The organism is Kribbella pratensis (assembly GCF_004365355.1).
GTDB lineage: Bacteria > Actinomycetota > Actinomycetes > Propionibacteriales > Kribbellaceae > Kribbella.
This window is the reverse complement of sequence record NZ_SODP01000005.1, coordinates 34,826-49,082: the sequence shown is the minus strand read 5'-3', so window position 1 is coordinate 49,082 and position 14,257 is coordinate 34,826. Positions and strand designations below refer to the sequence as shown.

The 14,257-nt window shown below is 68.1% G+C and carries 14 protein-coding genes; 8 read left to right on the top strand and 6 right to left on the bottom strand.

What is annotated here, in order from left to right:
• Positions 1-23: 23 nt before the first annotated feature.
• Together EV653_RS38325 and EV653_RS38320 are read left to right on the top strand one after the other, a co-directional pair.
• The gene (locus EV653_RS38325) at positions 24-1,124 is read left to right on the top strand and encodes a DUF3866 family protein (protein ID WP_134111156.1); all 1,101 of its coding nucleotides are present in this window, start codon (positions 24-26) and stop codon (positions 1,122-1,124) included.
• Positions 1,125-1,155: 31 nt separating this feature from the next.
• Complete coding sequence (locus tag EV653_RS38320) at positions 1,156-1,620, top strand: hypothetical protein (protein WP_134111154.1); 465 nt, start codon at positions 1,156-1,158, stop codon at positions 1,618-1,620.
• A 31-nt stretch (positions 1,621-1,651) separates the two neighbouring features.
• Here the strand turns inward: EV653_RS38320 and EV653_RS38315 are convergent, their stop codons facing one another.
• From EV653_RS38315 to pafA, 3 genes are all read right to left on the bottom strand, one after another.
• Positions 1,652-2,623: an FKBP-type peptidyl-prolyl cis-trans isomerase gene (locus EV653_RS38315; protein WP_134111152.1), complete on the bottom strand. Its 972-nt coding sequence runs from the start codon at positions 2,621-2,623 to the stop codon at positions 1,652-1,654.
• Positions 2,624-2,777: 154 nt separating this feature from the next.
• Entirely contained in the window at positions 2,778-4,064 is a 1,287-nt protein-coding gene (locus EV653_RS38310; protein ID WP_134111150.1) for a GNAT family N-acetyltransferase, read from the bottom strand.
• Positions 4,065-4,251: 187 nt separating this feature from the next.
• A complete protein-coding gene (pafA, locus tag EV653_RS38305) occupies positions 4,252-5,613 on the bottom strand; it encodes a Pup--protein ligase (protein ID WP_130439232.1) in 1,362 nt (453 codons plus the stop codon).
• 143 nt (positions 5,614-5,756) lie between these two features.
• Between pafA and EV653_RS38300 the strand changes: the two genes are divergently transcribed.
• From EV653_RS38300 to EV653_RS38275, 6 genes are all read left to right on the top strand, one after another.
• A complete protein-coding gene (locus tag EV653_RS38300; RefSeq protein WP_238160731.1) occupies positions 5,757-6,689 on the top strand; it encodes a hypothetical protein in 933 nt (310 codons plus the stop codon).
• Between the two features lie 5 nt (positions 6,690-6,694).
• The gene (locus EV653_RS38295; protein WP_134111148.1) at positions 6,695-7,621 is read left to right on the top strand and encodes a hypothetical protein; all 927 of its coding nucleotides are present in this window, start codon (positions 6,695-6,697) and stop codon (positions 7,619-7,621) included.
• A 6-nt stretch (positions 7,622-7,627) separates the two neighbouring features.
• Complete coding sequence (locus EV653_RS38290; protein ID WP_134111145.1) at positions 7,628-8,542, top strand: hypothetical protein; 915 nt, start codon at positions 7,628-7,630, stop codon at positions 8,540-8,542.
• A gap of 74 nt (positions 8,543-8,616) precedes the next feature.
• Positions 8,617-9,285, top strand: coding sequence for a response regulator transcription factor (locus tag EV653_RS38285; RefSeq protein ID WP_134111143.1), 669 nt, complete (start codon positions 8,617-8,619; stop codon positions 9,283-9,285).
• Positions 9,282-10,658, top strand: a complete 1,377-nt coding sequence (locus EV653_RS38280) for a sensor histidine kinase (protein WP_134111141.1) — start codon at positions 9,282-9,284, stop codon at positions 10,656-10,658. The genes EV653_RS38285 and EV653_RS38280 overlap by 4 nt, the downstream gene beginning before the upstream one ends.
• Before the next feature lie 49 nt (positions 10,659-10,707).
• Positions 10,708-11,061: a LytR/AlgR family response regulator transcription factor gene (locus EV653_RS38275; protein ID WP_134111139.1), complete on the top strand. Its 354-nt coding sequence runs from the start codon at positions 10,708-10,710 to the stop codon at positions 11,059-11,061.
• Positions 11,062-11,093: 32 nt separating this feature from the next.
• Here the strand turns inward: EV653_RS38275 and EV653_RS38270 are convergent, their stop codons facing one another.
• Genes EV653_RS38270 through EV653_RS42410 form a run of 3 tightly spaced genes read right to left on the bottom strand, consistent with a single transcriptional unit; the run spans position 11,094 to position 14,241 of the window.
• Positions 11,094-12,371 (bottom strand): sugar ABC transporter permease, encoded by a 1,278-nt coding sequence (locus EV653_RS38270; RefSeq protein WP_202872031.1) that lies wholly within the window; start codon positions 12,369-12,371, stop codon positions 11,094-11,096.
• Positions 12,368-13,141 carry an ATP-binding cassette domain-containing protein gene (locus EV653_RS38265; RefSeq protein WP_134111137.1) on the bottom strand — a complete coding sequence of 258 codons (774 nt, stop codon included), beginning with the start codon at positions 13,139-13,141 and terminating at the stop codon, positions 12,368-12,370. Before EV653_RS38265 ends, EV653_RS38270 begins: the two co-directional genes overlap by 4 nt.
• The gene (locus EV653_RS42410; protein ID WP_134111135.1) at positions 13,138-14,241 is read right to left on the bottom strand and encodes a sugar ABC transporter substrate-binding protein; all 1,104 of its coding nucleotides are present in this window, start codon (positions 14,239-14,241) and stop codon (positions 13,138-13,140) included. Before EV653_RS42410 ends, EV653_RS38265 begins: the two co-directional genes overlap by 4 nt.
• Positions 14,242-14,257: the final 16 nt, after the last annotated feature.

Sequence of the window (14,257 nt, the reverse complement as noted above, 5' to 3'; positions counted from 1 at the left end):
CTTCGACGCGCTAAGGTCGCTGCGTGATTCGCTGGCGGGACGGTGTGGTGGCGCAGGTCGGCCGGAGCTGGGCCGGCGCGGTTGAGCTGACTGTGACGGTCGGTGCGCAGTCTGTGCGCGCCCTGGCCTACCCGGACCTGGTCGGTACGCCGGTGGCGGGCGACCGCGTGCTGCTCAACGTGAGCGCGCTGGACCGCGGCCTGGGCACGGGCGGCTACGCGCTGGTGGTCGCCATACCGGACCGGCTGCCGGAGGACCCGCCTGAGCGCGGGCATCTGGTGAAGGCCCGCTACACGCCGATGCAGGCGATGGTCCTGGGCGCGGACGAGCAGGACTCCCCCGACCACGACGTACTGCGGGACGCGGACGACCTCTTCGGTACGCCGGTCGTCGTCGCGGACCTGCACTCTGCCCTGCCTGCCGTGTTGGCGGGCGTCTACGAGGCCCGGCCGACCACGCGGGTCGTTTACGTCATGACGGACGGCGGTGCGCTCCCGCTCGCGTTCTCGCGGACCGTGGCGACGCTGCGCGAGGCCGGCTGGCTCAGCGGGACAGTGACCGTCGGCCAGGCGTACGGCGGGGACCGGGAGGCTGTCACGGTCCACACCGGGCTGTTGACGGCCGTGCAGGTCCTGGCGGCGGAGGTGGTCGTCATCACGCAAGGGCCAGGCAATCTGGGCACTGGAACGCGCTGGGGCTTTTCTGGTGTGCAGTCCGGTGAGGCGGTCAACGCAGTCGGCACGCTGGGCGGCCGGGCTGTCGCATCGCTCCGGATCTCCGAAGCTGACCCGCGTCCACGCCACCGTGGCATCTCGCACCACAGCCTCACCGCGTACGGCCGTGTAGCGCTCCAGCCGGCGGATGTCGTCGTACCGGATCTTGCCGGTGACTTCGGGGACGCGGTGCGAGACGCGGCCGAGCCGTTGAAGGCGCGGCATCGGGTCGTGCGGGTCGGCGTGGACGGGTTGTACGAGGCGATGGAGGCGGCGCCGGTCAAGCTGTCCACCATGGGTCGTGGGCTCGACGAGGACCGTGCGTACTTCGAGGCCGCGGCCGCGGCAGGCCGGCATGCGGCGGGTCTGGTGGATGTACCTCCACCCGGAGTGGGGACGCAGTACTCCTGATCCTGCGGGCCTTCGCGGCCACGCTCGAAGCATGAGAACGATTAGTCGGGTTGAACCGCCGCTGACGGCCCGGTCGGCGACGATGTTGTGGTTGCTGGCGGTGGCCGCCGGGGTCGTGGAGACCGTCGTCCAGGTGGGGCTGGCGCTGGGCGACGACGTCTCGACGTCCGCTGTCCTCGGGCAGATCGCAGTTCGCGCAGTCATCTACGGCGCGCTGTTCGTGATCATCGACCGGTACTTCCGGCGCGGCGTGCGCTGGTCGCGCTATCTGCTGGTCGGCGTACTCGGGACGGTCGGCGTGGTCTCGCTGGTCACCGAACCGATCGGCTGGCTGGTCGACAACGGCGACTTCACCACGATCGACTGGTCCGTCAGCTTCGTCACGATCGCCGCGCTTCGCGCAGTACACCTGACCGCGGTGATCAGCGCGGTGTACTTCACCTTCCACCGCGATACCGCCCACTGGTTCAACGCGAAAGGCCGGCCTCCCAGGTAAGGAGACCGGCCTTTCGGGTGAAGAGCTGTGACTACTGGCCCGTCTGCTTCGGGGCCGGGAAGGCGTTCAGGATGTCGATGACGGCGAAGGCGTTGACCGTCTTGCCGGCCTGGTCCTTGGAGGCCGGGAGCTCGACCAGGACGCGGCTGCCGATCGGGATGCCGGCGAGGCCGTCGAGGGCACCGGTCTGGCCGGTCGGGCTCGGGCCGACCTGGAGCTGGTCGGTCGGGGCACCCGGCTGAGCGGGGCTCTGCGCGGTGGCGGGCTGACCGTCCCAGGTGCTGGCCTGCTTCTTGCCGGTGTAGTCGTAGACGACGTAGCGGCCGATCAGCTGGCTGCCCTTCTCGATCGGCTTGCCCTTGCCGAGCGCGAACACGACCGGCTTGCCCGGCTTCGCCGGCGGCTTGGTGCCGGCCGCGACCGTCACCTTCGGCTCGGCGTTCAGCGGGCCGCTGACCGAGATCTTGGTCGGCGTCGACGGGGTGACCGGGTTCGCGTCCAGCGGGGTGTCGTTGGCGGCCTCGCCGACCAGGTCGACGACGAAGATCAGCGTGTCGTCGCCCTTGATGCCGGCCTGCTCGTTACCGGTGGACTTGTAACCCTTGTCGGCCGGGATCGACAGCAGCACGCGGCTGCCGATCTTCTTGCCGACCAGACCCTCGTCCCAGCCGGCGATGACGCCGCCGACCCCGATCGGGAACGACGACGGCGCGCCGCGGTCGTAGGAGTTGTCGAAGACCTTGCCGTCGCGCCAGATCTGGCCGAGGTAGTTCGCGGTGAGCAGCTCACCCTTCTTCACCTCGGGACCGTCGCCCTCCTTGAGGACCTCGGTCACCAGGGTCTTGTCCGGGTCACCGTCGCGGTGGGTGATGGTCGGCTTCTGCCCGAAGTCGGAGGTCACCTTGACACCGGCGGCCCCGAACTCGTCCTTCTTGTCCGATCCGCACGCCACCAGGGACGATCCCAGCGCCGCAACCACGACCAGCCTCAACAACTTGCGCACGAAACCCGCACCTCGAACCATCCCGGCGCGCCTGGGCGCCGCTAGCCTCCGGTCAACAACGCCGCCCACCCTAGCCTGCGGGTTCAAAGGGGTGGGCGGCTGGCTGCGTCACCGTTGAGTCACACCACGTACAGTCACGGCGCCCGAACACGACTCAGAAACCGACGGCGTTGTGCGGTGCGCGCTCGGTTCGCAGTGCTGCGTCCAACCGGGACACTGCGCCCGGAGTGTGCTCGTCGATGCGACCGGCGTGGGACAGCTCACTTGCTTGGACTCCGCCGAGGTACAGCGATCCCAGCTCGGCAATGCCCAGGGACAGGTCAGCCGTCTGGTCTGTGGCGGTGCAGGTGGCTCCATCCGGTGCTGCGTCCAGGCGCCACCGGCCGGGGCCGAACAGGTCGTCCGACACGTCCAGCACGAGCGCATCGGTCGCGCCGTACGTGCGCGCCTCCAGAGCACCTTGTACGTCGAGGATGCGCAGCCACAGGTTGTCCCGCGTCCGTGTGAGCTTCAGCGCCCGCGGATTGGTCAGCATCCACCGCAGTGGCTCGTCGACGGGTCGCCGTGCAGCAACCACCCGCTTGGTGAGGTCGAAGTCGAGCAGCAACTCCCATAGCGCCCGGTACGCGTCGACTGTCAGCGCCTCGAAGGCTTCTACCTGCAGTACGCCGGCCTGGGCCGGATCCGGCGACCATGGCAACCGGAAGATCGCGGCACCGTCCACTGCACCCGCGGCGTCACGATGCACTAGGTGGTGCGCCGGCCCGGAACCGTCCGCCGGCAACGCACCGGCTGGGAGCCCGTCCCACTTACCCGGCAACGGACTGATCTCCCCCACGCGCTCAGCCCGTACCTGCTCGTGCAGCACCGGCCACACCTCGCCCGCCACCACGCCGTCCACCAACTCGAGCCCGCCCGAGTCCGAGAACTCGGACCGGAAGGCCACATCGGTACGCCGTACCTCCCAGCGGTGCTGGAACGTCGCGGGCGAGAACCCGTACCGGCCGTAGATCGTCCCCTCGCTCGCACTGAGCCCGGCCAGGAACTCACCGCGCTCGCGGCAGTCCGCCAGCATCGCTGACATGATCTTCCGCAGCAGTCCACGCCTCCGATACGTCGGCAGTACGGCGGTGGACGTCACGCCGCCGAGTGCCAACTGCCGACCGCCCGGGACGGTCATCTGCACCGACACGATCGCCGACCCACCTGCGATCTTGCCGTCCACGAACGCTGCCTGCGGGCGGAACCAGTCCGCCTCAAGCTCGTCGGCGTACCGCTCGAGGTCGGAAGCCGTCGGCGGGACCTGCGGTGGCCAGGCGGCTGTTCCGGCGTACCAGGCCGACGGCTCGGGCTCCTCCTGAGGGAAGCCGTTCACGTACGGCAGGACGCTCAGGTACTCCTGGGTCTCGGCCGGAGTGACCGGCCGGATCTCGATCGCCATGCGCCCTTTCTAAGCAGCGCACAGCGACCAAGCACGTGATTTAGCCAGGAACTACATGCTCGCGATGAGCTTCTCGACCCGCTCGTCGCGGGCGCCCTCCCGCCTCTTCTTTCCTTCCCTTACATGCTCGCGATGAGCTTCTCTACGCGCTCGTCGCGGGCGCCTCCCCGCCTCTTCTTTCCTTCCCTTACATGCTCGCGATGAGCTTCTCTACGCGCTCGTCGTGGGACTTGAAGGGGTCTTTGCACAGCACAGTCCGCTGGGCCTGGTCGTTGAGCTTGAGGTGCACCCAGTCGACGGTGAAGTCGCGGCGGCGCTCCTGCGCGCGCTTGATGAACTCGCCGCGCAGCCGTGCCCGCGTGGTCTGCGGCGGCACCGACTTGGCCTCGAACACCCGCAGGTCGTCGACGACCCGGGTGACCGCGCCCTTGCGCTCGAGCAGGTAGTACAGCCCGCGCGGCCGGTGGATGTCGTGGTACGCCAGGTCGAGCTGCGCCACCCGCGGGCTGGCCAGACCGAGGTTGTTCTGCGCCCGGTACCGCTCGATCAGCCGGTACTTGATCACCCAGTCGATCTCGCGCTCGATCCCGGACATGTCGCCGGACTCGATCGCCTTCAGCGTCCGCTCCCACAGCGACAGTGCCCGCTCGACCGCCGGCGTCCCGAGCTCGCGGCGGTCGACGAAGTCGCGCGCCTTGGTCAGGTACTCAGTCTGGATGTCCAGCGCCGACGCCTCGCGGCCGTTCGCCAGCCGGACCTCGCGGCGACCCGTCATGTCGTGGCTGATCTCGCGGATCGCCCGGATCGGGTTGTCCAGGGTCAGGTCGCGCATCACGATGCCGGCCTCGATCATCCGCAGCACCAGGTCGGTGCTGGCCACCTTGAGCAGCATGGTGGTCTCGGACATGTTCGAGTCGCCGACGATCACGTGCAGCCGGCGGAAGCGCTCGGCGTCCGCGTGCGGCTCGTCCCGGGTGTTGATGATCGGCCGGGACCGGGTGGTCGCGCTGGAGACGCCTTCCCAGATGTGCTCGGCCCGCTGCGACACGGAGTACACCGCACCGCGCGGCGTCTGCAGCACCTTGCCGGCGCCGCAGATCAGCTGCCGGGTGACCAGGAACGGGATCAGCACGTCGGCCAGCTTGGCGAAGTCGCCGTGCCGGCTGACCAGGTAGTTCTCGTGGCAGCCGTAGCTGTTGCCGGCCGAGTCGGTGTTGTTCTTGAACAGGTAGACGTCGCCGAAGATGCCTTCGTCGTGCAGCCTCTTCTGCGCGTCGACCAGCAGTCCCTCGAGGATCCGCTCACCGGCCTTGTCGTGCGCGATCAGGTCGGTGACCGAGTCGCACTCGCCGGTCGCGTACTCCGGGTGGGAGCCCACGTCGAGGTAGAGCCGGGCCCCGTTGCGGAGGAAGACGTTGCTGCTCCGCCCCCAGGACACGACCCGCCGAAACAGATACCGCGCGACCTCGTCCGGGGTCAGTCGCCGCTGCCCGCGGAACGTACAGGTCACGCCGTACTCGTTCTCCAGACCGAAGATTCGCCGGTTCACATCACCCACACTACGGCGCTGTTCCGACAAGCGGGCCAGATCTCAGGCGCGCCGTCGTCCGGCGTTACCCCTTTGATGCACCTGCGGGCCGCAACAATCAGCTGTCCGCCCGCATCAAGACTGTCGCGAGGAAGGACTTCCAGATGACCAAGAACAGGCGGGCGCTCGGCGCGATCGCCACCGGAGTGCTCGCCGCGGGCACCCTTGTCAGCGCACCCGCCGGAGCAGCTCCGGCCACCGCGACCAGCCAATCTGCAGCGTGCTCGCTACGACTGGGCTCGATCACGCCCGGCGGCGATCACACCCAGCAAACCATCACCGCTACGCCGTCAGCCGGCGCCCGCCAGGTCGGACCGAAGGACATCTATGCAGACGGTCAGGCGCACCTGCCGACCTCGGTCCGCACCGAGCTGGTCGTACCGGCCGGTGAGGAACGCACCGGTCTGGCCGTCGTCGGCGTGCGGATGTACGGCACCAGCTACATGACCGACGGCACCGGTACGGCGATCGTGCCGGGGACTCTCAGGCAGACGCTGGTCGGCGGCGGCTGGGACGACCTGCACAAGTACGTCGAGCTCAGCCGCTCCACCGCCGGGGGAATCGAACGGTCCAACGTCTACTCGTTGATCAACCAGTTCACCGACGGACTGATCGCTCGCTGGACGGTCACCCCGAGTGGCTGGAAGTACTACACGACCTTCGGTGGCTTCAAGGCGGTCAAGACGATGGCGCTGATCGGCCAGGGCAGCACCTACGACACGTTCCTGGCCACCACGAACGGCGGTGCGCTCTACACCGTCCGGATTCCGACTGGCTCGGGGAAGCCGGTGGTCACGAAGGTGCGCACGTCGACCTGGCAGAGCTTCGAGACCCTGATCGCCGAGAAGTGCGGCAACTACGGCACCCTGCTCCTCGGCATCGACAAGGACACCGGCTCCGGCTACCTGTACGCGGTCGGCCACGCCAACGGCACCGCCACGGTCATCAAGGGCCTCGGCAAGGTCCCGACGACGTTCCCGGCCACTGACTCGTACTTCCGCTACTACAGCGCCGGCACCAACCTGACCGGAGCCTGATCACAATGACGAGACTTCGGATCGCGGCCGGCGTGCTCGGCGTGGCGATGACGGCGGCAGCCTTGGTGCCCGGGCCGGCTCAGGCCGGGGCTGCCCGGGCCAGTGCGGCCTGCAGCCTCACCCTAGGCACGGTGACCGTCCAGGGCGATCACAAGTTCCAGAGGATCACGGCGACGTCACCGGTCACCGCCGGTACGCCGGTAGTCCGCCCGAAGGGCCTGTTCCCGGTGGACCAAGTCCGGCTCGCCACGTCGGTGGGATGGGAGCCGGACCCACCGTCGGCCACGGTCAGCCGCGGCTACGTGACGATCGGGACCGACCTCTACCGGTTCAGCTACGCCATCGACGACGGCACCGGCCAGCTCGATCCGGCGTCGTACGAGAAGTCCAAGGTGGGTGGCGGCTGGATCCACCAGACGTACCTGGACCAGTCCACGTTCTTCACACCCAGTGGCCCCCGCACCAACACCTACGCGCTGCAGGGCGACGTGATCACGCGCTGGACCGTGGCGGGATCGGCCTGGCGCAACAAGGCGACGTACGGCGGGTTCTCGGCCGTGAAAACGATGGCGCTGATCAGCCAGACCGCGACGTACGACAGCTTCCTGGCCAACACCCGCGGCGGGGCGCTCTACACGATCCGGATCCCGGTAAGCGGCGCTCCGGTGGTCAAGAAGGTGCGCACGTCGACCTGGCAGGCCTTTGACACGCTGATCGCCGAGAGGTGCGGCAAGCAGAGCACTCTGCTGCTGGGCATCGACAAGGACACGCGCACCGCCTACCTGTATGCCGTCAGCCACGCCAACGGAACCGCAACGGTCATCAACGGCCTGGGCAAGGTGGGCAACCAGCTCGTCGCGCCCGAGGACAAGGCGTACTTCCGATACTTCGCCGGCAGCTCTGAAGCCGACGACCTTCTCTACGGGGAGTGAGCAAGGATGAAGAAACGTGCAGCTGGGCTGCTGGGGGTAGTAATGGCTGCCGGAGCGCTGGTCCAGGCCGCACCGGCGAGTGCTGGTACGACGGCGCCGCCGCCGTTCTGCCAGTTGGCGTTGGGCTCGACGACGAGCGGTGGGGACCTCATCCTCCGGGGGCTGTCGGGGACCGTCCCGCCGAGCGCCGGGGCGAGCACCTGGGGCGGCAAGGACCTCCTGCCGGACGACACCATCAAGGTGGCCGGCGGGCTCGGATTGCAGGTCAACGCGGACCAGACCGGCGTCAGCCGGCGCCAGTACGTCGTACTGGACTCCACGCTCAACCTGCTGACGTACGACGTGAAGGGCTTCGGCGGCGAGGTCGACCCGGGCTCGGTGACGCGGACCGCGGTGGGCGGCGGGTGGGGCGCCGCCCGGTACGTCGAGAACTCCCGCTACAACGTCGGCAGCAAGCTCGTCCGGAACAGCGCGTACGCCCTCATCGGTGACACCATCCTCCGCTGGAGCGTCGACGGCACGTCGTTCACCCACAAGGCGACGTACGCCGGGTTCAGCGCGGTCAAGACGATGACGCTGATCAGCCAGACCGCCACCTACGACACCTTCCTCGCCAACACGTTCGCCGGAGCGCTCTACACGATCCGGATCCCGGTCTCTGGCAAGCCGGTGGTGAAGGTCGTACGGCGGACCACGTGGCAGGGCTTCGAGGCGCTCGTCGCCTCCAAGTGCGGCACCGGGACGCTGCTGCTCGGCGTCGACAAGGAGACCGGAGCGCCGTACCTCTACACGATCGGGCACGCCAACGGGACGGCGACCGTGATCAAGGGTCTCGGCAAGGTGCCGCGCACGTTCAGTGAGGTCGCCTACTCGCGGTACTACGACGACACGCAGGACTACGACCAGCTGTCCGGCGAGTAAGGCCGATTGTCTGGGGAGTTTCCGGTGCCACACTGGAACTCCCTGGACTCATCGGGGTGATCGAGAGGTAAGACGTGAGCCGGACCCGAGTGGCTATCGCAGACGACGACGTGCTGCTGCGCGAGGGTCTGGCCAGTCTGCTCGAGCGCTCCGGCTTCGCCGTCCTCGGTACTGCGGGCAACGCCGAGCAGCTCCTCGACCTGGTACGCCGCGAGGCGCCGGAGCTCGTCATCGTCGACATCCGGATGCCACCCGGGCTCTCGACGGAGGGCCTCGACGCGGCGGACGTCATCCGCCGGGAGCATCCCGAGACCGCCGTACTGCTGCTGTCGGCGCACGTGGAGGTCGAGCACGCGCTCCAGCTGATGGCTGCCGGGCAGGGCGTCGGCTACCTGCTCAAAAGCCGGGTGACGGACGTCGACGAGTTCCTCGAGAGCCTGCGCCGGGTTGCGCGCGGCGGGTCGGTGGTCGACCCCGCTCTGGTCCGGGAGCTCGTTGACGCGCGACGCCGCCATGACCCGCTGGCCGCCCTCAGCGAGCGGGAGCGGGAGGTCCTGTCGCTGGTAGCAGAGGGCCGCTCGAACGCCGGTGTCGCGCGGCGGCTGTGGGTCGCCGAAGGGACCGTCGAGAAGCACGTCCGGAGCATTCTGACCAAGCTCGACCTGCCCGAGACCGACGACGACCATCGCCGGGTCCTGGCCGTCCTGACCTACCTCGACGGCGTGCGGCGCCCAGCGACGTGATCGGCGGAGTCGCCCGGCGAGTGCTGGTCGCGAGCGGGCTGTTGATGGTGCTGGTCGGCTCCGGGTTCGTCGTACTGCTGATCTCGGTGCAGGGACTGCGTGCGTCGGAACACCAGGCCCGCCACACCTCCGCCGTGCTGACCAGCGCGCACCAGGTGGAACGGCTGGTATCCGACCTGGCAACAGGACAGCGCGACTTCGTCATCACCGGTCAGGAGAAGTTCCTGCAGCCGTGGCAGGCAGCACAGGCACAGCTGCCGTCGCAGACCGCCGCGTTGCAGCAGTTGGTTGCCAGCAGCCCCGATGAGCTCACTCGGGCGCAGCAGGTCAGTCGGAGCGTCACGTCGTACCTGCGTGACTACTCGATGCCGGAGATCGAGTCCGCGCGCCTCGACCCGGACGCTGCCCGCACCGAGGCCGCTACCGTAGAAGGCGCGCAGCGGGTCGCACAGATCCGCTCGGTGCTCGACCAGCTGATCGGCTCCGAGCAGCAGTTGTCGGTGACCGAGCAGCGGCACTCCGACGCGGTTGCCAATCAGGCGGTCGTCGCCGCGACGATCGGGCTGGCCGGTTCCGTCGTACTCATCCTGGGCTTCACGATCTATCTGACGCGGGCGATCGTCCGGCCGGTGCGGGTCACGGCGGAGATGGCGAACCAGCTGGCTGCGGGCGATCTCGACGTCCGTGTGCCGGAGACGGGCGTCGGTGAGATCCGCACACTGGAACGGACGTTCAACACGATGGCGACCTCGCTCGGCGCGGCCAGCGCCGACGTCGCCGCGTCCCGGGCGCGCATCGTGCGATCGGCGGACGAGACCCGGCGGCAGATCGAGCGCGATCTGCACGACGGGATCCAGCAACGGCTCGTCTCGCTGACCCTGGACGTCCGGGCGATCCAGGCCGACACCCCGATGGCCGAGCTCGACAAGATCGCCGACGGGCTGTCGTCGACGCTGGACGAACTCCGGGAAATTGCCCGAGGCATCCATCCCGCGATCCTGTCCGAAGGCGGCATCGGCCCGGCGCTGCGGATGCTCGCCCGCCGGTCCAAGGTCCCGGCCGAAGTCACGGTCGGCTTCACCACCCGGCTCCCGGCGCCGATCGAAGCAGCCACGTACTACGTCGTGTCCGAAGCCCTCACCAATGCCGCGAAGCACGCCGACGCGTCCGTCGTACTGATCGATGCCGACATCACCAATGGCCGGCTGATGCTGCAGGTCCGCGACGACGGTCGTGGTGGCGCGGACCCGGCGATCGGCTCCGGACTGATCGGGCTCGACGACCGCGTCCAGGCTCTGGGCGGCACGTTGGAGGTCGACAGCCCAACAGGAGCAGGCACTACGCTCTCGGTCGCGCTGCCTATCACCTCGTAGTACAGGCAGCAGGAATGCCACCGCGTTGTGTGCCTGCAATCCTGGATCCATGCGGTGCCTGATCGTCGACGACAGCCGGCACTTCCTCGAGGCGGCGCGCGGCCTGCTGTTGCGCGAAGGCGTCACAGTCGTCGGTACGGCGACGTCGGCCGCCGAGGCCGGTGAGCTGGTCGACGACCTGCGTCCGGACGTCGTCCTGGTCGACATCGACCTCGGCGACGAGAGCGGCTTCGACCTGATCCTGCAGTTGCGGTCCGCCGGCTCGCCGCCGCCGATGATCCTGATCTCCACGCACGCCGAGCAGGACTACGCGGACCTGATTGCCGCGAGCCCCGCGATCGGCTTCGTGCCCAAGACGAAACTCTCGGCCGCCGCGATCCAGAGGCTGCTGGACAGGGTCTAGCTCGAGCACAGGGTCTAGCTCGAGCACACGGTCTAGCTCGAGCGCCCGCGGCGTACGACGGCGTCGAAGCCGGCAGCCAGCAAGAGGACTGCGCCCGTGACGACCCACTCGTAGCCCGACGAGTTCGAGCCCTGGATCAGGTCGCTCATCCCGTTGATGATGACGGCAACCACCAGGCCGCCGAGTACTGCGTCTATCATCCGGCCGCGTCCGCCGAACAACGACGTACCGCCGATGACCGCTGCACCGACCGCAAGCAGCAGGGTGTTCCCGGCGCCCGCGTTCGACTGCACCGATTGCAGCAGCGACGCCGCGACAATGCCGGAAACGGCCGCCATGCCGGAGCAGATCACGAACACGGAGATCCGGATCCGCGACACCACGACACCGGCCCGACGAGCGGCCTCCTCGTTGCCGCCGACGGCGTACACATGCCGGCCGTAGCGAGTGCGGCTCAGGGTGAAGTGCCAGACCACGAACAGCAGAACAAGCAGTACGACGGCCCACGGCTCGCCTTGCGCCTTGTTGCTGAAGAACGCGTTGGTGATCAGGTTGCGGTTGATTCCCATCTCGTACGTGAACGCGCTACCCAGCAACGCGACCACAACCACCTTCGCCACGATCACGACGACCGGTGTCGCGGGCAGTCCGCTCTGCCGGCGTCCGCGCGCGTCGATCAGCTTGATCGCGGCGTACCCGAGGACGAAGATCCCCAGCAAGGTCCAGCCGAGCCAGATCGGAACGAAGCTGTTCTCCAGCGCGATCAGCGGTGAACCGGTCGGCAGGATCACCGAGCCCTGACCGCCGATCAGGATCAGCGTCAGTCCCTGGAACGCCAGGAACGTCGCCAGCGTGATGACGAACGACGGAATGCCGGCCCGCGCCCGCAACCACCCCATCACGAACCCGATCACCAGCCCGACGGCGAGACCCGCGAGTACGCCGATCCACCAAGGCTGCCCGTGCCGCAGCAACAGCACAGCCATGATCGCGGAGCAGAGACCGCCGGTCGTCCCGGCGGACAGATCGATCTCGCCGAGCAGCAGAACGAAGACCAGCCCCATCGCCATCACGATGATCGGAGCGGCCTGGATCACCAGCGCCTCGAGGTTGTACGCGCTCAGGAAGCCTTGGTGCACGATCGCGAAGAACGCGGTGATCACGACCAGCCCGACGATCGCCGGAGCCGATCCGAGTTCGCCGCCCCGCAGTCTTGCCAGGTAGTCGCGCACGTAAGCAATCAACGGCGCCGGCACGGGCTCGTGCTGCGGTTTCTTGTCGGCGACCACCGGTTCGGCGTGCACGTTCACTGGGTCGCTCCCCTCGACTCGGCCGGCAGTCCGAGCTCCCCGGACCGGCCGCTGGTGATCAGCTCGACGACCTGGGTCTGGGTGACCTCCTTTCGCCGTACCTGGGTGGCCATCCGGCCCAGGAACAGGACAGCGATCGAGTCGGCGACCTGCATGACGTCGTTCATGTTGTGCGAGACCAGTACGACGGCGACGCCGCGATCCGCCAATCGGCGTACCAGATCCAGCACCTGCTCGGTCTGGGCGACGCCGAGGGCCGCGGTCGGCTCGTCGAGGATGACGATCTTCGAACTCCAGAGCACGGACTTCGCGATCGCGACGGTCTGCCGCTGGCCGCCGGACAGGCTTGCGACTCGCTGCCGGACCGAGCGAACCGTCCGGACTCCCAACGAGGCAAGGGTTTGCGAGGCCAGTTGCTCCATCGTGTTCTCGTCGAGCGTGTGCAGCCGGCCGACCCGTTCGCGGCCGAGGAACATGTTGCCGACGACATCGAGATTGTCGGCCAGGGCCAGATCCTGGTGGACGATCTCGATGCCGAGCCGCGCCGCGTCGCGCGGCTCGTGCAGCTGCTGCGGCGTACCGTCGACCAGGATCTCGCCGGTGTCGATGCGGTGGATGCCACCGATGCACTTGACCAGCGTCGACTTGCCCGCTCCGTTGTCGCCGACCAGAGCGGTCACGTCACCGGCCTCGGCGCTGAAGTCGACTCCCGACAGCGCGACGACCGGACCGAACGACTTGCCGACGCCTCGTAGTTCGAGTGTCTTCACGGGGTGTGGATGCCGTTCTCGTTGCAGAGCTTCACCAGTGCGGGCGTCGGGCACACCGACGCCGCTGTCTCGTAGCCGTCCGTCACCGGCAGCGCGACGTTCTTCTTGGTGATGACCGTCGGATCTGCCAGGTACGACGGGACCTCGCGACCGTTGGTCGGGTCCTTGATCGTTGCCGGGGCGGTCGGCTTCTGGCCGGACAGGATCTGGCCCGCCAGCTTGATCGCCACATCGGCCTCGCCGGCGACCGGCTTGTAGATCGTGAAGCATTGGGTGCCGGCCATCACGTTGTCGAGACCGCCTGCGGTGGCGTCCTGTCCGGACACCGCGACCTTGCCGGCCAGGCCCTGCGACTTCAGCACGTTGATGACCGATTGCGCCATGGTGTCGTTGGCAACCATCACGGCGTTGAGGTTCGGGTGCCGGCCGAGCATCGTGGTGAACACGGTCTGTGCGGTGGCCGGGTCCCAGTTACCGGTCTGCTCACCGAGCTTGGTCCAGCCGGCCTGCTTCGACAGGACCGAGTTGTAGCCCTGGGCAAACAACGTTGCGTTGTTGTCGGTCGGTGCGCCGTCGATGTCGACGTACCCGACGGCGCTCTTGCCGGCGACCTGCGGGCACGCGGTCAGCGCCGTACCTTGGTCCTCGCCAACCTTCACGTTGTCGTAGGACACGTAGTACTCCGCCGTACCGCCGGTGGTCAGGCGGTCGTAGTCGATCGTCACCACGTTGTGCTGCTTGGCGAGCGACTCGATCGCCTTGCCGGACCCCGAGTCGAGGTTCGTGACCAGCAGGACGCCGACGCCCTGGTTGATCAGCGCCTGCGCCTGGGACTCCATGTTCGTCGCGCTGTTGTTCGCGTTGTCGATGTAGCAGGTGAGCTTGTTGGCCGCGCATTGCTTGCGCAGCTCGTTCGGATCGGCTGAGACCCAGCGCGGCGAGGACGCGGTGTCGGGAAGGAGTACGCCGACCTTGGTGTTCGGCGGCGGCGCGCTGCTGCTCCCGGACGAACTGTTGTTGTTATTGCCGCAGGCAACCAGACCCGCCATCAATGTGAGCGTGAGTCCGGCCAGCGCGACAGCTCTCGGTGGTGTTCGCATCTCGCGTCCTTCGTGA

Bases quoted from the DNA above. Each gene is read 5' to 3' on its own strand.
- EV653_RS38320 (WP_134111154.1), top strand. From the start codon at position 1,156: ATGAGAACGATTAGTCGGGTTGAACCGCCGCTGACGGCCCGGTCGGCG.
- EV653_RS38310 (WP_134111150.1), bottom strand. From the start codon at position 4,064: ATGGCGATCGAGATCCGGCCGGTCACTCCGGCCGAGACCCAGGAGTAC.
- EV653_RS38300 (WP_238160731.1), top strand. From the start codon at position 5,757: ATGACCAAGAACAGGCGGGCGCTCGGCGCGATCGCCACCGGAGTGCTC.
- EV653_RS38295 (WP_134111148.1), top strand. From the start codon at position 6,695: ATGACGAGACTTCGGATCGCGGCCGGCGTGCTCGGCGTGGCGATGACG.
- EV653_RS38290 (WP_134111145.1), top strand. From the start codon at position 7,628: ATGAAGAAACGTGCAGCTGGGCTGCTGGGGGTAGTAATGGCTGCCGGA.
- EV653_RS38275 (WP_134111139.1), top strand. From the start codon at position 10,708: ATGCGGTGCCTGATCGTCGACGACAGCCGGCACTTCCTCGAGGCGGCG.
- EV653_RS42410 (WP_134111135.1), bottom strand. From the start codon at position 14,241: ATGCGAACACCACCGAGAGCTGTCGCGCTGGCCGGACTCACGCTCACA.